Source organism: Desulfovibrio desulfopostgatei, assembly GCF_053570645.1.
Genome location: NZ_JBRBQS010000002.1, coordinates 42,460 through 64,197 on the forward strand (window position 1 = coordinate 42,460; position 21,738 = coordinate 64,197).

The 21,738-nt window shown below is 48.2% G+C and carries 17 protein-coding genes and 1 tRNA gene; 13 read left to right on the forward strand and 5 right to left on the reverse strand.

Annotated elements, in window-relative coordinates; all coding sequences use genetic code 11:
* Positions 1–206: 206 nt before the first annotated feature.
* Together ACUZ9Q_RS00185 and ACUZ9Q_RS00190 are read right to left on the reverse strand one after the other, a co-directional pair.
* The gene (locus ACUZ9Q_RS00185) at positions 207–929 is read right to left on the reverse strand and encodes a PP2C family protein-serine/threonine phosphatase (protein WP_449247116.1); all 723 of its coding nucleotides are present in this window, start codon (positions 927–929) and stop codon (positions 207–209) included.
* Positions 904–2,154, reverse strand: coding sequence for a protein kinase domain-containing protein (locus ACUZ9Q_RS00190; protein ID WP_215646952.1), 1,251 nt, complete (start codon positions 2,152–2,154; stop codon positions 904–906). Before ACUZ9Q_RS00190 ends, ACUZ9Q_RS00185 begins: the two co-directional genes overlap by 26 nt.
* Positions 2,155–2,948: 794 nt before the next feature.
* On the opposite strand from ACUZ9Q_RS00190, the gene ACUZ9Q_RS00195 reads away from it, so the two are divergent.
* From ACUZ9Q_RS00195 to ACUZ9Q_RS00225, 7 genes are all read left to right on the forward strand, one after another.
* A complete protein-coding gene (locus tag ACUZ9Q_RS00195) occupies positions 2,949–4,094 on the forward strand; it encodes a tyrosine-type recombinase/integrase (protein WP_449247117.1) in 1,146 nt (381 codons plus the stop codon).
* Positions 4,087–4,536: a hypothetical protein gene (locus ACUZ9Q_RS00200; protein ID WP_449247118.1), complete on the forward strand. Its 450-nt coding sequence runs from the start codon at positions 4,087–4,089 to the stop codon at positions 4,534–4,536. The genes ACUZ9Q_RS00195 and ACUZ9Q_RS00200 overlap by 8 nt, the downstream gene beginning before the upstream one ends.
* 24 nt (positions 4,537–4,560) lie before the next feature.
* A complete protein-coding gene (locus ACUZ9Q_RS00205) occupies positions 4,561–5,343 on the forward strand; it encodes a hypothetical protein (protein ID WP_449247119.1) in 783 nt (260 codons plus the stop codon).
* Positions 5,344–5,431: 88 nt separating this feature from the next.
* Positions 5,432–5,659 (forward strand): helix-turn-helix transcriptional regulator, encoded by a 228-nt coding sequence (locus ACUZ9Q_RS00210; RefSeq protein ID WP_233483559.1) that lies wholly within the window; start codon positions 5,432–5,434, stop codon positions 5,657–5,659.
* Entirely contained in the window at positions 5,652–6,779 is a 1,128-nt protein-coding gene (locus ACUZ9Q_RS00215; protein ID WP_449247120.1) for a hypothetical protein, read from the forward strand. The genes ACUZ9Q_RS00210 and ACUZ9Q_RS00215 overlap by 8 nt, the downstream gene beginning before the upstream one ends.
* Before the next feature lie 129 nt (positions 6,780–6,908).
* A complete protein-coding gene (locus ACUZ9Q_RS00220; protein WP_449247121.1) occupies positions 6,909–7,232 on the forward strand; it encodes a plasmid mobilization protein in 324 nt (107 codons plus the stop codon).
* The gene (locus tag ACUZ9Q_RS00225; RefSeq protein WP_449247122.1) at positions 7,223–8,821 is read left to right on the forward strand and encodes a relaxase/mobilization nuclease domain-containing protein; all 1,599 of its coding nucleotides are present in this window, start codon (positions 7,223–7,225) and stop codon (positions 8,819–8,821) included. Before ACUZ9Q_RS00220 ends, ACUZ9Q_RS00225 begins: the two co-directional genes overlap by 10 nt.
* Positions 8,822–8,917: 96 nt before the next feature.
* Here the strand turns inward: ACUZ9Q_RS00225 and ACUZ9Q_RS00230 are convergent, their stop codons facing one another.
* The 3 genes from ACUZ9Q_RS00230 to ACUZ9Q_RS00240 form a co-directional block, all read right to left on the reverse strand.
* Positions 8,918–11,800: a TrlF family AAA-like ATPase gene (locus ACUZ9Q_RS00230; RefSeq protein ID WP_449247123.1), complete on the reverse strand. Its 2,883-nt coding sequence runs from the start codon at positions 11,798–11,800 to the stop codon at positions 8,918–8,920.
* A gap of 82 nt (positions 11,801–11,882) precedes the next feature.
* Positions 11,883–14,684, reverse strand: a complete 2,802-nt coding sequence (locus ACUZ9Q_RS00235) for a type I restriction enzyme HsdR N-terminal domain-containing protein (RefSeq protein ID WP_449247124.1) — start codon at positions 14,682–14,684, stop codon at positions 11,883–11,885.
* A 132-nt stretch (positions 14,685–14,816) separates the two neighbouring features.
* Positions 14,817–14,893: transfer RNA gene (locus tag ACUZ9Q_RS00240), tRNA-Met, on the reverse strand.
* A gap of 653 nt (positions 14,894–15,546) precedes the next feature.
* On the opposite strand from ACUZ9Q_RS00240, the gene ACUZ9Q_RS00245 reads away from it, so the two are divergent.
* From ACUZ9Q_RS00245 to ACUZ9Q_RS00270, 6 genes are all read left to right on the forward strand, one after another.
* On the forward strand, positions 15,547–16,584 hold the full coding sequence (locus ACUZ9Q_RS00245) for a hemolysin family protein (protein WP_215646928.1): 1,038 nt from the start codon (positions 15,547–15,549) through the stop codon (positions 16,582–16,584).
* 498 nt (positions 16,585–17,082) lie between these two features.
* Positions 17,083–17,496 (forward strand): cytochrome c maturation protein CcmE, encoded by a 414-nt coding sequence (locus tag ACUZ9Q_RS00250; protein WP_192113476.1) that lies wholly within the window; start codon positions 17,083–17,085, stop codon positions 17,494–17,496.
* Positions 17,497–17,718: 222 nt separating this feature from the next.
* Positions 17,719–19,635, forward strand: a complete 1,917-nt coding sequence (locus tag ACUZ9Q_RS00255) for a heme lyase CcmF/NrfE family subunit (protein ID WP_449247125.1) — start codon at positions 17,719–17,721, stop codon at positions 19,633–19,635.
* 15 nt (positions 19,636–19,650) lie between these two features.
* Complete coding sequence (locus ACUZ9Q_RS00260; RefSeq protein WP_227118424.1) at positions 19,651–20,358, forward strand: ABC transporter ATP-binding protein; 708 nt, start codon at positions 19,651–19,653, stop codon at positions 20,356–20,358.
* Entirely contained in the window at positions 20,346–21,023 is a 678-nt protein-coding gene (locus ACUZ9Q_RS00265) for a heme exporter protein CcmB (RefSeq protein WP_215646926.1), read from the forward strand. The genes ACUZ9Q_RS00260 and ACUZ9Q_RS00265 overlap by 13 nt, the downstream gene beginning before the upstream one ends.
* The gene (locus ACUZ9Q_RS00270; protein ID WP_022659955.1) at positions 21,023–21,706 is read left to right on the forward strand and encodes a cytochrome c biogenesis protein; all 684 of its coding nucleotides are present in this window, start codon (positions 21,023–21,025) and stop codon (positions 21,704–21,706) included. The genes ACUZ9Q_RS00265 and ACUZ9Q_RS00270 overlap by 1 nt, the downstream gene beginning before the upstream one ends.
* Positions 21,707–21,738 lie beyond the last annotated feature (32 nt).

Sequence of the window (21,738 nt, forward strand, 5' to 3'; positions counted from 1 at the left end):
AAAATTTGTTTGGAAGAGTGCGGTAACCCTGTTTATTTTTTGATTTACACTGAACTTTAAGGGATTGGTAAGAGGGCAAATGGAAACGTGCTTGTTTAAGATCATGAGGAATATAATATGATGGGAGTGCATAGAGGTTAGTTTAATTGTTTTTTCTTCGTGAAACGCATGACTCAAAAATTGATATCATCAGTAATAATATAATATCAAGGATTGTCTGCAAGAAAAATCATGGTGCAATCATCTTTCAGGGTTAACGATTTTATTTGCTTTTTCATATTTTCAAAACCATCTTTTGCCTTTTTATAATCAGGGAAAAAAGATAGAATAGTTCTGTCTGAGAATGTCTTATATACACCATCAGAGCAGATAATAATAATGCTTTCAGGTTGTAAAGTTCTCTGTATAACATCAGCTGTATACTTATTATAAGAAAGACTCGATGTTATAATATTGTCAAAGTTGTGTTTGTATTTCTTTAGTTCGTGCACATTTATTACATTTGAAAGTGTATGATCGTTAGTAATTCTTGATATATGTTTGTTTTTTAGGATATATACCCGGCAATCTCCAATGTGGCCGATAGTCATATTCTGGTCACAAATTTTACATATTGTTAATGTTGTTGCGGCATTTATATACTTGCGTCTAGGCCGCAAATATTCAATGTACTCATTCCAGATATTCTCAAGCAATGCGTGCATGCTTATGTGAATGCTGCTGGACAAAATTTTTTTGCATATATCAATGGCAAGTTTTGAAGCAATATCACCATTGCCGTTTCCTCCAACTCCATCAGCTATTGCAAAATAAATACCGTCATGATGCAAAAAGGGCAGCATCAATGAGTCTTCATTGGTTTTCTTCCCTTGTTTAGGTATGGAAAAATAATCGTATTGATAATTATTCAGTGATGAGTCTGTGGACATTATGCGGTCCTATTTTTAGGGAGCTGCAGCATTGGGATACTCTTTCTTCAAGATTAACACCGAGTCTGATTGCGGCGTTTTTGATTTTTAGTGCTACAGAATTTGAAATATTTTGCCCAGCTAGCTCAATAAACAGTTCCTCAACATAAAATCGATTGTGTGTTACACCGAGTTCTAAAATGGCAACAGTAACAAGTGCCTGACCGTCTTCATCCGCGTTGGCATGCAAATTTTTTGCGCGATCTGCCAATTTATCGCAATAGCTGAATGAAAAACCATTACTTGAAATATAGACACAAAAATTTTCGAGAAGTTTAGTGAAATGTGGTTCAGAGAGAGCTTTAATTGTATCTATTAAATTAGGAGTTAAGTGTTTAAAGAAATTTTCCTGAAATGAAGTATCAGAGCTTAACAAATCTACATGCTTAATTATTTGAGAAATGTCACTGATGTTCTCATCAACGACTTGTTGCAGTGCTGCAAGGGCAGGTAGTCTTAGGGAGTCTTCTGATGTGCTACTAAGTGCAGTCGACAATGCAGAACGTATTTCTGAAACACTACTGTAACGTAGCTCGCGCTTCAAAAAAGTGCATCGCTGGATAACTGCTCCAATCGGCCCTTCTGCTGTAAGCTCTGCGCATGGAACTCTAGGTCTACCAAAGAAAATATCAAAGAGTATCGCGCCAAATGAGTAAAAGTCTGCTCGGTAATCTGCATTTTTCAAATCAGCAAAGCACTCTGGGGCAGAATAGTTTTGGGTACCCCCCCACATGCCAGTCTGTGTTAGCGTGCTTGTATTAGCCGTGTTTGGGACATCTAATAGCCCAAAGTCGGAAATTGCGGCAATATTCTGGCCGTTAGCAGTTTCAAAAATAAGGATGTTTTGTGGTTTTAGGTCTCTATGTGAATAACCCTTTTCGTGTATGGCTTCTAAGCCTGCAAGAACATCGAATATGAAGGAGGGTGGAAGTGGTTTGGGGTAATCGAAAAGCGTGCATATGGCGGCAGGCATCACATAGCTTGGAGGTGTAGTATCTAGGCATGGTTCATAAATAGGTACTATGTTGGGATGTTCAAAGCTGCTTTGATACTTAACCTCGCGTCTAAATCTCCTTGAAAGCTGTAAGTCCGTCAATGTCTTTTTTGCGTAGTAGGTGTTGTTCGGTGTGCAAAATATTTCGACTTTCGCGGAGCCGCCGTTGAAAGTTCTCATTAAAATGTCCATTTGTACTTCTCCCTAATATCGGATCGATTGAAGAGAACGGGTGTCGCACACATAACAAGGTAATTAAGCAAAAAAGCCCTTACGTCTGTTCAACGTAAGGGCTTATATTATCTGGTTGCGGGGGCAGGATTTGAACCTACGACCTTCGGGTTATGAGCCTTTCAAGTATTTGATTTTTAAAAATCCTACCCAACCCAATCGGCTATTATAGTCTTTAATGCTGGTGTATTGCAAAAAAAATTGTCGGGTGTATAATTCTGTATACCTTAGCCAAATATTGGCTAGTTTAAGTCGCCGGGTAGGAATAGGGTAGCCCCAATTTTGCGTAATTCTCTCGTATTTTGCTGGCTCATTAGGCGTTCCCTGCTGCTAGTCTATGGGCTATCTAGCTGGAACATAAAATTGGTAAATTTAGCGTGGTTGAAACAGCGTGTAATTTGGACTTACGTTTAAGCCAGGCAATAGATTCGGGAAAATTCAAACAAGAAGATGGCCTTATGCTCCATCTGTATTGCGAGGATCGCATGAGCAATTTTCATATTAATACGGAACAACCTGTTCCTTTAAAGTGCCTTGTTTGTGGGTGTGAAGATTTTGATCTTTCTATTCAAAGAAAATTAAAGTCCCCACCAAAATGCACTTGTGTAAATGAAATTACAATAAGATATGATTATAACCGTTATACGTGCAAAAATTGTGGCTTCATAATGAATTTTAATACTAAAAACATTCCGAAAATGGACTGTAGGGAATGATAAGGATGGTCTTAATATAACGCTCCCGGAGGGTTGCTTGTGGCAAGCAAGTACACACGCGTTCACGCTAACAAGTTTGAAGGTGTTTACTGCTACGAGAGCAAGACCAAGCTCTTTGATGGCAAGCCGGACCGCTGCTTTGTTATCACTTTTAAAATCGCTGGCCGCAAGATATGGGAAAAGGTCGGTTGGAAAAGCAAGGGGATCACGCCAAAGGTGGCAGATGAATTCCGTTCTCGCCGCATTCAGGAGATATTCCTTGGTGCGCCTGTACTGACCGCCAAAGATCGCCGTGTAGAGGCAGAAAAGCGCAACCGTTCCATAGGCGACCTTGCCTCTTTGTATTTTGAAGCCAAAGGGGCCAGCCTTAAGGGCTATCGCACTGACCTGAATCGTTATGAAAAGCATATCCTCCCGCTGTTTGAGAAAAGGCGCGTCCCTGACCTCACGCATCCAGACATGGAGGAGCTGAAAAACAGCATGGGCGATTGCGCTGATGCAACCAAATGGAATGCCCTTGAGTTGTTGCGGCGTATTATCAACTATGGCTCAAAATGCGGCTATTGCCCACCTCTAGCATTTACAATCGAAATGCCGCGCCGTGATAATGAACGAGTGGAATATTTGACTCCTGAGCAAACGTCAGCCCTTTTTGGCGTAATGGCTGATTGGCCTAATCAGGAAGCATGCCGCATGCTCAAGCTTGCCTATTTTACAGCTATGAGAAAGGGAGAGATTTTTGGGCTACAGAATGCCGACTTGGACTTTCAATTTGGGTTCATCCGTTTGAATAACCCCAAGGGCGGCAAAAGCGTTTCTATCCCCATGAACAATGCGGCAAGAGAGATCTTGCTCCAGCAGCAAGCGTTCAAGGACGAGCGCGGCGTTGATAGCCCATACCTTTTCCCCGGTAAGGGTGGAGTGCGGCGAGTAGAATGCAATGCTGTTGATCGCATCAAGGTGGCAGCCAAGCTACCTGCAAGCTTCAGAATCTTTCATGGTTTGCGCCACCATTTTGCTGTTACGCTCGCCAACTCAGGCAAATTTACTCTAGATGTGCTAGCTGAAATGCTTACCCATAAAAGCACCGCAATGACAAAGCGTTATGGTCAATTCTTGCCTGATACCTTGCGCAAGGCCGGGAACTGCGCAATGGAGCTTTTACAGCCGGGATGCAATGGGTGATCTTATGGCGCGGCACGAAGTCATTTATTTTGACACGGAGTTTACCTGTTTTAGCAATCCAGAGTTGCTCTCGCTTGGAGCCATAAGTACTTCTGGGTGTGAGTTTTACGCCGAAGTTGCCCCGATTCCTTTTGATGCTTGCTCAGATTTTGTGAAAGCCCATGTGCTGCCTAAATTCACAGGGCCACAATTCTCGCGTGAAGATTTGGCATCACGTTTTCTGTCGTGGCTTGGCAATGTTGGAAAACCTGTCGTCCTGCTGTCAGACTCTCAATATGATCGTGATCTCGTAAACTCTTTGTGTGGGGGGTATCCGCTACCCATACCGGGAGGGCATCGTTGTGTATGGCAACCGCTGCCCGGCGTTGTTGCCGATAACTCTCATCATGCGCTTGAAGATGCACGTGGTCTTCGCCAAACGTTCAAAGCTCTTTGTGTTTAGTCGTAGCCTTCAGGAGTTGTCTGTATGGCAATGCAGAGCAAAAAAACACAAGTGATGTTTGCGGATGCAATACAGATTCACTTCCCTGAATGGGATGCGGGAGCTGTGTATGGAAATGTTCTTGGAGCAATGTTGTATCCTGACCTTGGAAGTAAATGGAAATCATTTGTGATACGTATGCAGTTAGAGCAAAAGGGATTATCAAAAAAAGAACGTCAAGAAGAATACAGCTCTTTTCAATGTGCGCAAGACCTCGCAAGCCTGCATGTGTATCTTTCTGATTCTGATAACTTGCAAAAAATTCTTTTCAGTGAGCAAACAAACACGCCTCAAAATGAATTCGACGAGAAAAAACATCGTGGGCAATTTGTTGGCAAAATACTAAGAACAGCGTGTCGTAACAAAGTATCTGTCCATAAGTCTTTTGATATTTTAGCAAAGGGGGAAGATGCGATTGAAATAAAGAATGGAAGAAAACTAAAGCAAATATCACGCAGCTCATTTTCAAACAGGATATGGAAAGAGTTTAGCCCGGTGGCGCATTACTGGGCAGCATACGAGTTTTTTAGCTCCGCCGATGGTTCGTGGGAGTGTCCTCCTCCATACAGATACCCTGATCAGCATTTTTTTTCGAAAGAGCGGTTCGATGCAGGTAAACCTAACGGCTTTAGAGGTTTTTTGCTGGTGGCCGACAGTTATTTGAAGTGGGCTACATCTTTTGTCCCCCCTACCCATGCTCAAGGCAAAACACTGATGGAAATGCGGGAGAGCGTGTACTTTTACCATCCCTATTATGAAATTGTGTAAAAGTGAGGCCTTCAAACCGCTTTGGTGATGCCTTCAGGCTTTCATTGTGTTTTCCTGTACGAAACTTAACCCCGTACAGGAGAACACTATGCCATTCACTCAGCCTAAAGGCGGCTATAATACTCTTGATGCCGCCGCCTATTTAAATCTCAGTCCAGGAACCCTTGAAGTGTGGCGCTGCCTTGGCAGAGGGCCGCGCTATTGTAAAGTCGGGCGGCGCGTTATCTACCGCCGGGAAGACTTGGATGCCTATCTGGCAATGCGCACGGTGGAGACGCGCGACACCGCAGAAGTGTTGCGAGGCCGCCATGTCTGAGCCCCTCAACGCTATCGTCACTTGTCCCCCAGACCTGTTACCGGCAGCGATTGGCGAAAGTAATACAACAAAATCCGTTCAAGGTGAGATGCTAGACGGCCTATCAGTTGGGCATGCGTGTAGTCACCCATGCGTGAATGTCATTATTCAACTGAACGGACGCGGTCACGCATACCCGCATGCACATCCGGGCGCACGTGAGGAAGAAGCCTTGCCGTGTCCTTTGGGGCTTTCTTTTGTGTGGATAAAGGTTCTCGCGATGCTTGGGCTAGTGAGCAATCAGGTCATTCCATACAAACGACTAGCTCAGCAGTTCTTAGAGTTGTGCGGCATCAAAAAAACCCCAGAAGCTATGCGAGGCATTGTATTCCGCTTGGGGGTGCACGGTTTTTTGCAGCACCGTCAGGCACGCCATGGCACAATTCGTGGAGTCTGGATCACACTTCAAGCGGAAAGACTTTGTCCTCATATGCCAGTGCCACGCATATCACGCGAAGGCATGCAACATGGCATTCCACAAACCATGCATGTTTTCCCTCTAGATAAGATAGGAAGAAGTGAAGATTCTACTATCTCTTGTTGCACGCACACCCCTTCTTCCCTTTCGTCCTTTACCGCTGAAGATATGGCCTTTCATTGGCCTGAATTGGTGCGCATGGGGTTTGGGACAGAGCAGGTAGGCCAAATTGTTTCACGCTTGCGCCAAATGAACAAAGACACAGGCGGGTTGCTTCAGGGGCTGACGCATGCTGAGTGGGAACTGGCTCACGGTTGCATGCGCGACCGAAATGGTAATGAGGTCAGTAGCCCTCTCAATTGGGTTTTCAAAATTCTTGCCAACCAAGGCTACTACCCGCGCCCTAAAGGATACGTATCACCAGAAGAACAGGCTGAGAAGGATGCCTTAGAAGAAAGTCGGCGGCTGGAAGAAATACGCAAGGAGCGAGTGGACGAAGCGCGTGCCAAGTGGTTTGAAGGCCTTTCCATGGAAGATCGGCAGCGCATTTCCGGCGTAGACCCCAAGCTTTGCACGCCAAATCACCCGAAGGTGCGCGTCTATTTTAAAAAGCAAGTGTGGGAAAATTTGAGCAATCCAACGCCAGAGGGCAGTTATGAATAGCTGTGGCTATTTTGTTGAGCCAGCCTACCCGTTGTGTCCACGCTATCGCGTGACCACTTCCGGGGCTGGCGAGGGCGTGCCGCCCTTCGATCCCTGCAAAGCATAAACGCCTACAACAAGGAAGTGCCTATGCCTCGTAATGCAGTCATTAAGGTGCGCGTGACGGAAGAGGAAAAAGCCATCATGGAGGACAAGGCGCTTGCATGCGGGTGTACACTTTCTGATCTAGTTCGCCAGCGCATGCTGAATTGCCGTTTGCGGCAAACGCCAGAAGAGAAGGAACGCCTGCGGCTGTTGGGCCAAGCCGGGAACAACATCAACCAACTAGCTAGGTGGGCGAATATTCATAAGGGGCATATCGCCACGGTGGAGGTTGTGTTGCGATTGGAGGCACTTTGGCTTGCCTTTACTCAGGCCGATGAGCGCCCTCGCGAGGATACGTCATGTACATAAAACTGTTCCCGCATGGAAAAGGAGCCGGGGGCGCAGCTATCAACTATCTATTGCGGCTCGACTATCCCGGTCGCAAGGAATGCCCGCCGGAAGTATTGCGTGGAGATCCAGCTTTGACCCGCGCCTTGATTGATTCACAAGACAGGCAATGGAAATTTTCTGCGGGAGTGCTGTCCTGGGGGCCGGAGGATGCGGTTACGCCAGAACAGGAAAGCCGTCTGATGGATGATTTTGAAAACACGGCATTTGCAGGGCTTGAACCCGATCAGTTCAGCATTCTTTGGGTTCGGCACAGCCACGCTGGCCATCATGAACTTCACTTTGTAACACCACGCATGGAGTTGAGTACAGGCAAGGCGCTAAACGCTTTTCCTCCAGGTTGGCAAAAGGATTTTGATGTTCTTCGCGATTTGTATAACTGGCGGGAAGGCTGGACACGTCCTGATGACCCGGAACGAGCGCGTGTGAGAACTCCTGACCATGCGGATATAACGTATGCGCGACTCAAAAGGTGGGGCAAGGATTTATCCAAGAAAGATGAAAGGTGCAGCATTCGGGATACGCTGACCGACTATCTGATTGCTCGAATTGAGCACGGTTCCGTCACCTCTCGCTCCGAGTGCATTACTGCAATTCAGGAACTTGGTTTGACCGTTCCCAGGCAAGGGAAAGATTATATCACGGTAGAAAATCCTGAATCGGGGCAACGTGTGCGGTTGAGAGGGGGGATTTATCATGCAGATTGGCGAATTGAACCATCGTGCTCAGAAAAGGCTGGAACAAGAGAAGGAAGAACTGGAGCGGCTTACAACCCAGACCTTGCAGAGCTTGCAAGCCAGCTTGAGCGAGTATGCGAGCGCCGCGCTGGCTACAACGGAGAACGCTATTACCGACCATTGCCAAGCGTTATCAGAAAAGATGAACAAAGATTTATTCCTAATGGAAGGGCGCTATCATCTACTGGGATGGGCAATGCTCAAAGGATGGCTTTGCCATCTGCTGTTGGGCCTTGCCTTATTGATTGGAGTCACTGGCGGCAGTTGGGTTTTGACTTCGTATCTCGCTCGCGAAGTGAAGCAGCTTCGCCAAGAGATCAGTTCGTTAGACCAGGAAAAGAAGGAAGTGATGGGAACACTGGCAGCCATGCAGAACAAATCTTGGGGGTTAACCCTGCACAGCGATCAGAATGGACGGTTCATTGTCCTGCCACTGGGCAGCAAAGCCAGCACTGGCTGGACGATGGGAAAGCAAACCGCAATCAAGGTGGAGTGAATCATGACCGAACTACAAGCTATCCTGAAAGAAGCCTTGGCACGTTGGGAAACGGAAAATCACAAGTCAATGCGTCAGCAGGGGCAGCGATTGGAACAGCTTCAAACAGAGATGCAATCGGTTCGAGAGAAGCAGAAAGAATACGATTATTGCATGAAGCGCTTGAACGACTTATCCAGCTCTCTGGAAAAATTATTGCCCAAATTGACAGCCTGCTTGCACGACGAAAACAAATGAAGGAGGTTGAAAATCGTCGTATACTCCAGGGCAAAGATGAAAAATTTGTTGTTCATGGCGGTCAGTCTCTTGGCATATAGAGATGATTGAAGAATCAGGATATAATGAGAGTCTCCCGAATTTAATAAAATTTTAGTGCAAGTCTAACGGTTAATCAACTCAAGGCGTCCTGCCCGTTAGGAAAGGTACTTTGAATCTCTTTTATCGAATGCAGGGCGAGTTCCTTCCAGTACATCTACAACATGCTTGTTTATCTCAGGGTTTTCAATCGCCCCACATGTAAAAATTACTTCGGAATCAACTTCCTTTTTTATTTCTGCATAAATAATTTGTTCAGAATCGCACACAACAGCCAAATTCGGGTTATGTGTAACCATGATTATCTGTCGTCTATTTTTCGCGTCTCTAATGCATGGGACGAGGTTTTTATAAATTGTATGGTTATCGAGATTGTCTTCAGGTTGATCAAGTATGAGTGGAATTTGCTCTTGATCAATGAGGAGATAAAAAATTAAGAGTAAATTGCCTCTTTCACCAGGGGATAATTGCTCTAATTCTTTTCCTGCCCAACTCAAATTGTAGATTGGTTGAAGGTAGTCAAAAGAAAATATGTAATCATAGACTTCAGAGATGCTAATGCCCTTGACTAGCTGGCTACTCACATCATCTTGCGGGACATTGGAGCGAATATCAATTTTGAGAAGACGCGTTACTTCTTCAGCAAAGCTGATTGCTTGTTCCGCAGCATTAAAATCTATTTTGATGATTGCATCCTCAAGCTTGTTTCTCCCCGCTTCTTTTCCATAAAAGGATCCAGCTCTTCCCTGGTCGATCATTGCCAAAAATCGTTCAGAGCAGCCTTGATCTGCTATTGAGACAGTAAACTCGAGCTTGAATTGTTGTTGCTGAGCTAGTTGATGTTTTTTTATGAAGGACTCAACGGCAGAATAGTACCGTGCATATTTATCACGTAATGATGCTTTTTTAGAAAAAATTTCTTCCGAAATCTTTTTTCTCTGTTCAAATAAGTCCTTTAATTTGTCCGGAGTAGTAGCTAAATTCTTAATTTTGCAGTGAATAAACCTGAGAGTCTCTGGAGTTTTCTTGTCTCCAACTATACTTTTTATTTGATTTTTCCATTCTAGCCTGTCGTTGATGTAGTTTTGATAAATACGATCAGGTTCACTCAATTTATTAATGAGATTTTTTAACTCTTCAGTCTTTAATAAAAGCTGATGTGCAGTTGATCCAACAATGTTTATATCTGTACTGTCTTTTAAATATTGTTCATTTTTTATTTCAATTGTTGTTAATTGTTTTATAGGTGTGTCATCAATTTTTAACGTTATAATGTCATCAATGTTTAACTCAAGTTCAGAAAACTCTGGAGATTCTGATTTAAAGCTATCAAATCGAATCTTAAAATTGGTAAGTCTTTCTTGTAATTTCTGAAGCTTTGCTAATCTGATTTTACATAAGCGCAATTTATTTTTATTATCGGAGTCTTGATGCGTTAATACTTGAACTTCAGCCTTTGTGCGTTCGATTTTTTCCGAAATGTCTGACACAAAATTTTTGCTTTCAACGTTTTTACTTGGATTTGAGATGAAAGGGGGTTTTTTTGATAGAAGCACAAGATATTCATTGACCTTTAAATCAAAAGAATTGTTGAGCCGGATCTGATTTGAAGTAGATATCTCTTGTTCAAAAGTTGAAATATTTTTGTTCACCTTGCTGAGGCGATTTTTGATCTCATGTATTGCGTCGAGAGTTTCGTTCGCAACATAACTAACAAGGCCATCTAATGTATTTGTGCCAAGTTTCTCATCGTCAGGAATATGGGAATAAATTACTTTTTGAAGTTCATTTTGAAATCTTTCTTTGCCATCATATTCATTGCATAATTCTTCCAAAAAACTTTGTGGTATATATTTTACACGTTCAGAATCTAAAAAATTTACGTCTTTCGCGAGGTTAATAGATTCAGATTTTTCTCCAGAAAGCCAAGTTAACTGCGCGTGAAAGTGAGCAGCCTTTCCATTTTTTTTATGACGAAATTTTTGTTTATTAAGAAAGCTGAAGTCTTCTTCCTTGTGGTGACTATTGCCAAGTAATGCTAGAATGTCCGCGAGTGCGCTTTTGCCGTTTCCTTTGTTACCGATTATAGAGACAAGGCCTGGATTGAGCTCAAGGGAACATTTGTTAAACCATTTTTGTGCCAAGTTTGAATCTGTATTTTTTTCAATTGTCACAGATTGGATATAGCACGTTGGGAACGCCTGAGTACGTTGAAGTGCAGGCGGCAGCTCCCCCAAGTAAACTCGTTCCTCTGGTTCGCTGATGACTTGTAAGAGTCCCTTGAAGGTTGAGTCGCATTTCATCCAGCAGGGCAGTCTTAGTGTATAAGATCGGATATCATGATTGTCAGAGCCCGAGACTAAGGGGTGGCACAAGCCAGTTGTGGGGAAGACAATGGTCTTATAGTCCGTGACATGTTTATCCTTTGTTACATCGAGCAAGTTGACATTTGTTTTTAGAAATTCAGTTTTGAAAGCGCGCTGGCACCAATCCTTATTTCCAATTGTCTCGAACGAGCCGCTTCTACCGCAGCCTGCATGAATTGAAAGTAATCCACGCTTGCTTCTGATAAATTCGATGAATGCTTCATGCTTAGTATAGCTACTCTCTAATTTACGTTTATCCTTGAGGTCTTCTTTGTAAATTTCGGTTAGCCCGCACAGCTCATTGCTCAATCTTTTTATATCAAGTTCCTCTGAAAATATTCCAATCATGTGTACTGCGTCGTCGCCCAAGTCTGTTCGGACTTCAACACCCGGCAAAAAAGTTATTGTGCCATTTGATGCTTCCCGCAGAGATTGAATGTATTCTGCATCAATAAAATAGTGATCGGTGATGGCAACAAGAGAGATGCCCTCAGAGGTAAGTTTTTGGATTGTTTCTTCTGGAGATTGAGCACGATATTGATGGTCAAATGAAATTGGAGTGTGAAAATGTAAATCGCATTTTTTCCATGTAGAACCCATTTTACAATTTTTCATTTCGGTCAAGTCCTGTGTATTTTATATGCGATGAGCTACGATTAGCTAGGTATATCGTCCTAGCTAATCGTAGGGAGTAATCTCAGTCTGGTATCCCATAATCTCGTCCAGAAAAACCTGAGAGTAAGTGTTTAATAGAAGTGTTGACCCAGGAGAAGGCTTCATGAAGGACGGGTGTTTCTCCAGAGATTGAGCCTATGTGTCCCTGTGTATCAAAATTGGGCGGACTCTTGAAACCGTGCCAGTAGAAATTTCTGGTGGGGCGATTGAATTTGTGTAGCTGGCTTATAATATCATCACATAGTGATATATCTATTGGAGGAGGGGTGTCGGTAAACTCAACATCGGCGCCAGCTTCATTCCAGGTAAAGACAGGTTTGCAGTAGTAGTGAAAGCGCTGTTTGTTGTTTGCTGGGGAAAGATAGACTGAAAACCGTAATGGTAGCTGGTTATAAAGGTCGATTTCTTTTTTTACTAATATAAAACTTGTTTCTATAATCTCTTTAAATAGAAGTTGAACTCTATTATAGAATTCGCTGATAAATAAAGAAATATTGTCTGGTTGCGAACTGTATGTATCTGTATCCGGTACAATGTCACGCCACCAAATGTTGGGTGTTGTCTTCCCCGATGCCTCTAAAATTGAAATATCTTCTAGCATTTCTGTGATCGAAAATAGATACTTACTCGGCGTGAGGTAGGCATGTTTACGTTTATATTTATGTAGGGTTCTCTTTAATTGTGTAAAGTTGTGATGTGGAGAAATTTGTATTCTATAGATGTTGCTTAAAAACCGTATTCTGCTGATGAGACGTTCATTAGCAAGGTGTGACCCGCCGATTAAAGATCTCCTTGAGATAGCTTTGATAAGGTGCTTGCGAAGAAGGTCGAATCCTAAAATTCTTCCACTATCTAATCTGAGTCTTGAACGTAATAGATTTACATAATTTTTTGTGAATTGTGGAGAGGTTAATTGTATATTGCTTGCATTATTGTCTTCCTTAGGGTGTATAGAGTAGAATAGTTCAGATGTGTTTTTGTATAATGCGCCAGAAATAGTAATATCTGAAGCTGGTTCTTCGCAAAGGGATTCAAGAATAATATGTTTAATAGGATCAAAGAAGAATTTTAGAGGTGATGTTATTCCTTTATATATATCGTCTAGATACAAATTTGAATGATCATCATCATTAATTAAAGCGTTTTTTGTCGTATCGAATCTGTACCGTAGGGTATTGATATACGACTTTATGCCTAGAGATTTAAATTGTTCCCATAGGGCTAGCTGTGCTTCTCTTGTTTTAAGCAGAGACATCAAGATTACAACAAAAAAAGAGTCATCATTGACGGCGGCGACTTGTAGATCTTTTGAAATATATGTTTCGTTGTTGTCTGCTATGTTTTTTGCTTTAAAATAGTCTACTAACGCATCATGCTGAAGATGTAATAATGTATTTGTTTGTATGATTACTCCATCCGTTATTAATTCATCAAAAATTTGTATCGCAATATTTTCTGTCATAAGAATTGATAAAAACTTTTTTCTATCAATCTTATAATCTACTGAATTAACCGATAGGAGTATTAGGGCTTTTTCTTTTGTGATTACATTTGTAATTCTTTCAAATCTTGAATGTAAAAGGCTGTCTGTCCAGGAAATAAACAACTCTTCAATTCTAGTTGGGTATTCATGATGTTTTTTATAGTGTTCTAATGATAGGCGTAATATTAAAGGTGTTCCACAGAGAACTTGAAGCGGTTCAGGCATGTTGTGGTAGAAATATTTTTGTAATCCATTTGAATTTCCATAAAGTTCACATAGTGCACATCTCTCGGTGTCATTCAGCGGCTGAAGATACAATCTAGGAAGGTTAATGTTAGAGGTAATACGTGAAAAGATAAATATTTGAGAATGGGGGTAATCTCGGATAATGTTATTGAATTCAGTTTCGAGAAAATTTTTTTTGGTAATATCGGTTGTGTCGAAGTCGTCACATATTAGTAATAGTCCTTGAGTGAGTAGGATGCTGAGAAATTGAGACTTTGTTATATGTGGGCAGTGCGAACTTAAGCGCGAAAATATGAAGTCTGTCATGCGCTCGTTGGTATTAATTACGTCGCGTATTGAAATTTCGATTGGAATTTTTTTATAATGGCCTGATTTGTGGCTATTTATCGCCTTGCTGTAGAGGCTCTTGGCTAATGAAGTTTTGCCATATCCAGAAGGGGCAATTATAATTGCTCCTTTGGTGAATTCATTAAGAAGTTTGGCTGACTGTGTGAAGCTTTTATGGTCCTCATCACTAGTTAGCCTTCTTTCGGTGTAGAATTTATCAGACGTGTTTCGTATGTTTTCATGTAAAATATAATCATCCACATCATAGTTTGTAGAAATTGGATTCTTTATTTTGCTGTTTACGCAAAATTTCCAGGCAGATTCTTTGGAAAGTACCTTTTCTATGAGGCTTCTTTTTTGGCCTACATCTGTTACAAAGCATTCGATAACCAATGTACTGATGTCTGCGGGTTGGCGCTGCCAAATTTGAAGTTTTATTCCATTTGTAAGGATAATATAAGGTGCGCGTAAAATACGTGCATATGTTTCTGCTTGTGGCAAAGCATCATCGAGCTCTTCTTTGGGCGATTTTGCTTCAACTACAATCAAAGAGGTGGAGGCATTTGTATCAGGGCCATAGAATGCAACATAGTCTGCCTCATGCTTTCTCCCCCTTTTCTTCCGTCCTTCTTGGAATTCGATGGGGTGTTTAGCCTTGATGTCCGATTCTTCAAAGCCGAGAACGCGCAATAGAGGATAAGCGACGTGCTGTTCGACGCTGGCTTCATTTGTTAGCTTTGGCGTTGAGCTGACAGTTTCCCAAAACATATTTGATCCACCTTCGATGTGCTTATGGTGGTATCTTAAATCAACTTTTTTCTTATAGTGAGGGAGGGTAGGAATAGGGTAGGACAAATAAAAAAGCCCTTACGGCTCGTCTCCGTAAGGGCTTGAATTATCTGGTTGCGGGGGCAGGATTTGAACCTACGACCTTCGGGTTATGAGCCCGACGAGCTACCGAGCTGCTCCACCCCGCGACACGTGCAGCGTTTCTCGCTGCGAGAACAGATATGTAAGCGCTTGGCCTCTGACTGTCAAGAAAATTTGTAAAATTCTTTTGGTCTGCCGCGTTCATATCCGTTTGTCCTTGCCTTAAATCCGCATTAGGCGCTGTTTTGCGCCTTTTGTGCATGACGAAATTATTTTTGTTTTGCGTGGGCAGCATCGTTTGTGCCTTCCGCATCCCTATTGTAGCTTTCTTCCGCGCAGAATTTGCAGCTTTAATCTGCTGAAATATATAGTACGCTTAATTCTATTTCTGGTAAATACGCATGTGGCCATTTATCTTGTCGAATTTAACTCTTTTTACGTTAATCATAGTAGAAACATATTAAATGTGGGTCGTAGCGTGCTCATTTTATAGTGTTATTTGTTAGTGTTGGCTCTTTTGCCTCCGCAATTTGCCTCAGCTCAAATTTTAGCCTTCCCTATTAATATCCAGCGCTGCCCTGTAGTTCCTGCCTTCGGTTTGAATTTATCGCTCCCTCCATAGCTGTCCATCCACCATCCGCCCCTCGCGCAACGCCCCGGTGATTGCAAACAGGCCCGCGCGGGGCTAAACTTCGGCTGTCAGCGCCGCCTTGCGTTTTGCAGGGCGACCCGCCGCATCAAATCCTTCGGATGTTTCGCCATGCTCACCCTTGTTCTGGCCGTTGTCATTGCTGTTGCCGTTTCCTTTACCTGTTCGCTGCTTGAGACGGTGCTGTACTCCCTTTCGTGGTCAACCATCGAGCGACTGCGCAAGTCCGGCAGCAAGTCCGGCGAGCTGCTGTATGCCCTGCGCACCCAGGTGGATAAACCCATTGCCGCCATCCTTACGCTCAACACCATTGCCAACACCGCCGGGGCCACGGTGGCGGGCGCGGCCTTTCTGGCCGTGTACGGGCCGGAATACATGTCGATTTTTGCCGTGGGCTTTACGGTGCTGATTCTGACAATGGGCGAAATCCTGCCCAAGAATCTGGGCGTGACCAAGGCGGAGCCGCTCGGCGTAATGCTCGCCCGCCCGCTTGCCATCATGGTCAAGCTCATGTCGCCCCTGCTGTGGGTTACGAGCATGATAACCCGCCTTGTGTCCCCGCCGCCTGCTGGCCCGGTCATTTCTGAGGACGACATCCGCGCCGTCACCAGTCTTTCGCGTCAGGCGGGGCGCATCAAACCCTATGAAGAAGCCTTTATCCGCAACGTGCTGGCGCTGGACCAAAAGCGTGTGCGCGAGATCATGACCCCCCGCACGGTGGTTTTTGAGCTGCCGGACGACCTCACCGTGGAGCAGGCCTACACAGACCAGCGCACCTGGCATTTCAGCCGCATACCCGTGTACGGCGACAATAACGAAGACATCGTGGGCGTGGTGGAGCGCCGCACCCTGGGCCGCTGCATCAACGAGGGCCGCAAAGATGTGACCCTCAGCAAGATCATGAGGCCGGCGCACTTTATCCTTGAGAACCAGACGCTTGACGTGCTACTGCACGATCTGCTCAAGGCCCGCGTGCATCTTTTTGTGGTGCTGGATGAATACGGAGGGCTTGCTGGCGTGGTGTCGCTGGAAGACGTGCTGGAAGAAATCCTCGGCAGCGAAATTGTGGACGAAAGCGATAATGTGGATGATCTGCGCGCGCTTGCGCGTCAACGGCGGCGCGAACTGAGCGTCAACCGTCAGGGCTGATCTGCTGCCTTGTCCTGTGCTGCGCCCGCCATGTCCGGCTTGCAAAATCGGCGTGCCGCATTTTCGCGCCATCTGAAGCGGCTTGGGCAGCGAGGAATAATTGTATTATCCCTTGCGGCATAAATCTTATTGCAGTAGTATGATAAGACGCAGGCCACATTCTGCCTTGCCTGTGTGCTTATGCGTGCGCTTGTGCGGATGCCGCTCGTGCTTGTCTGCTGATGCAGTTATGTGCGCCCGCACACAAAGCTTGCAGCAAGTGTGACCGCAATCACAGAACTCGCGCCCCAAGCTGCGTTATACTTCTATTAAAAATAATTCCTATCTTGTCAGCAGGTGTAAAATAGCGTAAGGTTTTGAGCAATCAGGGCCGGGCGGCCCAGGGCAAAAGCCCCAGCCCGGCAGGTTCGGTCTGCGCGCCCCTGCGGCGCAACAGGCCGAAGGTCATGGCCCCTTTCGGGCAGCACCAAACATGACCCAATGTTTCAGGAGAAACGCATGGCCCGCAAAAAAAACACTGGCATCTACATAGCCGCGCTGCTGCTCTTTTTGGGCGGGGTGGGCTATCTTGCATATTCCGGCTTTTCTGAAAACAGCGTGTATTTTCTGAACGTGTCGGAAGCCAAGGCCGCAACGCCCGAAAAACTCGTGGCTGCGCGGCTTTTTGGTACTGTGGCCGAAGACGGCATTGAGAAGCACCGGGGCGCGCCCGGTGTGGATTTTCGCCTTGAAGACAAGGACAACGCCAGCCAGACCATCCAGATAAGCTACTCCGGCGCGGTGCCGGATACCTTCAAGGCTGGCGCGGAAGTTATTGTTGAAGGCGGCATGGGGCCGGAAGGCCGCTTTCAGGCCAAGACGCTCATGACCAAATGCCCCTCCAAATACCAGAAAGAGAACCGCAATAGCTGAGCCTGCTCAGCGGCATTGCCGTTTGCGAGTGCGATTGGCCTGACTGCCCTTCGCCCTGTCAATAGTTGCGGGCCATATGCGGGCCACGGTCGCGGGCTTTCCCTGCAAAGATGGCCGGGTTTCAGTTCAGTGCGCAGAGCCGTAATCGGGCACCCGATGCCCAAACGATAGCAACGCCCCGCCCTGCGGCGGGCCGCCCCCTCAGCGGGATAAAGGAGTCTTATGTACGTTTTTGCCTTTGCCCTTCAACTGGTGGCCCTGCTGGCCGCACTTGGCGGCTGTGGTCTGGCCCTTCTGCAACTGTGGCAAAACCGGGAAGACTCCCTCGCCGTGGTGGAAAAAGCCCACCTCGTTATCAGCGGCGCGCTCTTGCTGGCCTCGGCCCTGCTGCTGCACGCCCTGTTCTGGAACGACTTCAGCGTGGCCTACGTTGCCAGCTATACTGACCGCGTACTGCCCGTATTTTACCGCCTCACGGCCTTCTGGGCCGGGCAGCCCGGCTCCATGCTCTTCTGGGCGCTGGCTGTGGGCCTGAGCGGCAGCGCCTTTGCCCTCACGCGGGCCTACAGAAACCTCAGCCGCCCCACGCGCCTGTGGTACTGGAGCTTTTTTTACATCATCATGGGCTTTTTTGCCCTCATCCTCACCAGCTGGAGCAATCCCTTTGTGCTGCAATCGCCTGTTCCGGCAGACGGCAACGGCCTGAACCCCCTGCTCCAGAATCCCGGTATGATCTTTCATCCGCCGTTGCTGTTCCTTGGTTACGGCGGCTTTGCCGTGCCTGCCTGTCTGGCGCTGGCCCAGTGTCTTTCGGGGCAGAGCAGCAGCGAAGGCTCGTGGTTCCGCCTTTCGCGGCCCTTTATCATTCTGGCGTGGCTGTTCCTTACGGCGGGCATCGTGCTTGGCGCATGGTGGGCCTACATGGAGCTTGGCTGGGGCGGCTACTGGGCATGGGACCCAGTCGAAAACGCATCTCTGGTGCCCTGGCTTATCGCCACGGCCTCGCTGCATACCCTGATTGTTGAAGACCGCCGGGGCAAGCTTGGGCGCGTCAACGTTGCCATGATGGTGCTCACCACGGTTTCGGCCTTTTTTGCCACCTACCTCGTGCGCAGCGGCGTCATTGATTCCGTCCACGCCTTTGGCGACGGCAGCGTGGGTACGCCCCTGACCATCTTTGTGCTGGGCGGCCTTGTCATTGCCCTGTGGATTCCCTTTGCCACGCCCAAAACCGGCAAACCCCTTGCCGGGCTTGAAAGCCGCGAGGGCTTCCTGACCCTTGTGGCCTGGGTGCTGCTGGCGCTTGCCGTGATTATTCTGGTTGCCACCATGTGGCCTGTCATCAGCAAGTTGTGGTCTACCGCGCCGCGCGGCCTTGACGCCCGCTTCTACAACCGCGTGTGCCTGCCCCTCGGCGCGTTGCTGGTGGTGATGATGGCGGCCTGCCCCTGGCTTGGCTGGGGCGGGGGCCTGCGCAACAAAAAGGGCTTTTTTGCCGTGATCGGCGCATTTGTGGTCAGCGCCGGGGTTATCTGGGCGCTGGGCTACCATCAGCCCACGGCCCTGCTGGGCGCTTCCGCCGCTGTGGCTATCGTGCTTGGGGCCGTCATGCTGCTGGCAGACAAGGCCAACCGCTCGCAGCCTGTCACCATCGGGGCGCTGGGCGCGCACATCGGCATGGCGCTGGTCGCCATCGGCATATCCTTTTCAGGCCCGTACACCACTGACCGCGAAATGATCCTCGCCAAGGGCGAAAGCAGCACCGTGGGCAGCTATACTGCCACCCTGCTTGAACTGGGCGAGGGCCGCCGCGTTGACCATGAATTTATCGCCGCGCGGCTGGAAATCTTCAAGGACGGCAAATCCATCGGCATAGTCGCGCCGGAGCGCCGCCTGTACGACAAGTTCGGCACCATGCAGTTCTCCGAAGTGGACGTGATCCCCGGCCTTGGCAACGAAATCTACGCCTCCCTGCTGGGGCTGGACGAAAACTCCAAGGTCGTGGTCAAGGTCAGCGTGGAGCCGCTGGTCAACTGGCTGTGGATCGGCGGTACTATCATGTGCCTTCTGCCCCTCGCCGGGCTGCGCCGCCGCAAGAATCCTGCGCCGGAGTCGGACAGCGAGAACAGCGCGGCCTAGCCGCAGGAGGCCCTCTTGCTGGAACTTGTGCGCGTTGCCAAGGTCTATGGCGTCAAGGTCGTCTTTAAAGACGTAAGCTGCGCTCTTGCTGCGGGCAGTGTCTCGCTGCTCGTGGGCGGCAACGGCGCGGGCAAGAGTACCCTCATGCGTATTATGGCAGGGCTTTCCCGCCCAAGCGCTGGCGCTGCCAACGTGGCAGATCAGGCCCGCGTGGGCTATCTGGGGCACGCTACCTTTCTGTATCCCGGCCTCACGGCGGTGGAAAATCTGGCCTTCTGGCGCGATGCATACGGCCTCAAGCTGACGCGTGACGACATCATGGCAGGGCTGGCCCGCGTGGGGCTGGAAGCCCATGCCCACGAACGGGCGGGCGTGTTCTCGCGCGGCATGGCCCAGCGCCTCAATCTGGCACGGGTGCTCATGCAGGCCCCGGACGTGCTCCTGCTGGACGAACCCGGCACCGGCCTTGATGTGGCCTCGCTGGCGCTGCTGCGGCGAGAGATTCTTGCAGCGCGGCAACGCGGAGCCTGCGTGGTGCTTATCAGCCACGATCTGGCGGGCGATGCGCCTCTGGCCGACAGGCTGCTGGCGCTGGAACACCGCAAGCTGGCCTATGACGGCTCCCCCGCTGGCTTTGGCGGCTTTGCTCCGGTGGAAACACCGGCAGGCGCTGCCGCAGAGGCTTCTGAACGCGCGCAGGGAGGCCCCGCATGCTGCGCCTGATGTTTGCCATGGCCCGCAAGGATCTGGCCCTGACGCTGGCGCGCGGCAGCGGGCTGGTGCAGGCCTTGCTGCTCGGGCTTTTGCTGCTCTTTGTATTCAGCCTGTCGCAGGGCATTGGCGAGCGCATGGCTCCTCAAGGCGCTGCGGCTGTGTTCTGGATAAGCTCCGCCTTTTGTCAGGTGCTTATTTTCAACCAGCTCTATGCGCTGGAAGAAGTTAACAATTCCCGTCTCGGGCTTTTGCTCTGCCCCGCCCCGGTGCAGGCCGTATGGCTTGGCAAGGGCTGCGCGGGGCTTGCTCTGCTGGTGCTGGCGCAGGTTGTTTTTCTGCCTGCGGCGGTGGTTTTTCTGGGGCAGGAGCTTGGCGGGCCATTGCCCGAGGCTCTGCTGGCCCTTGTGCTGACGGATATCGGCATGTGCGCTCTTGGCTCCCTGCTGGGGGCGCTGGCGCAGGGGCAGGCTGCCCGTGAATCGTTGCTGAGTATTGTGCTGTTTCCGCTGCTGACGCCGCTTTTGCTGGCGGGAATCAGCGTGGGGGCGCAGGCGCTCGGCGCGCCCAACCCGGATGGCCCGGGGGCGTGGCTCGGCGTTGCCGCAGCCTTTGACGCCGTTTTTCTGGGTGCCGGGCTTTTGCTGTTTGGATACATCTACGCGGGGGACGAGTAATGCCCAAGTGTTCGGCGTTGCCGCAGATTCTGGCCCTGCTGGGGGGCGTTGCCTTTGCCGCCTGTCAATGGCTTGTGTTTGCCTATGCCCCCGAGGAAGTGACCCTGGGGCTGGCGCAAAAGATATTTTACATCCACCTGCCCATGTCGTGGTGGGCGTTGGTGAGTTTTTTTGTGGTGTTTGGCGCATCTGTGGCCTACCTGTGGCGGCGTAATCCCGCTGCGGACAGGCTGGCTGCCGCCGCCGCAGAAGTGGGCGTGCTGCTGGGCGGCCTTGCGCTGGTCACGGGCATGCTCTGGGCGCGCCGCTCGTGGGGCGTGTGGTGGACGTGGGATCCGCGCCTGACCACAACCCTGATCATGTGGTTCGTATATGCGGGCTATCTGGTTTTGCGCGGGCTTGACCTGCCGCCGCAGCGCCGCAATACGGTGTGCGCCGTGGTGGGCGTGGTGGCCTTTCTGGATGTGCCGCTGGTCTTTATGTCGGCGCGCATCTGGCGGTCAATCCATCCGGCTGTTTTTGGCAGCAAGGGCGGCGGGCTGGAGCCTGAAATGCGTATTACCGTTATTGCCTGCGTGGCCTGTTTTGGCTTGTTGTGGGCGGCCCTTGTGTGGCTGCGCAAGCGCCAGCTTGACCTGCGCGACCGGCTTGACGCGCTGGCGCAAAATCGGCTGAACGCGTGAAATTTCGGCCCGTAACTGAAATCATTCACTCC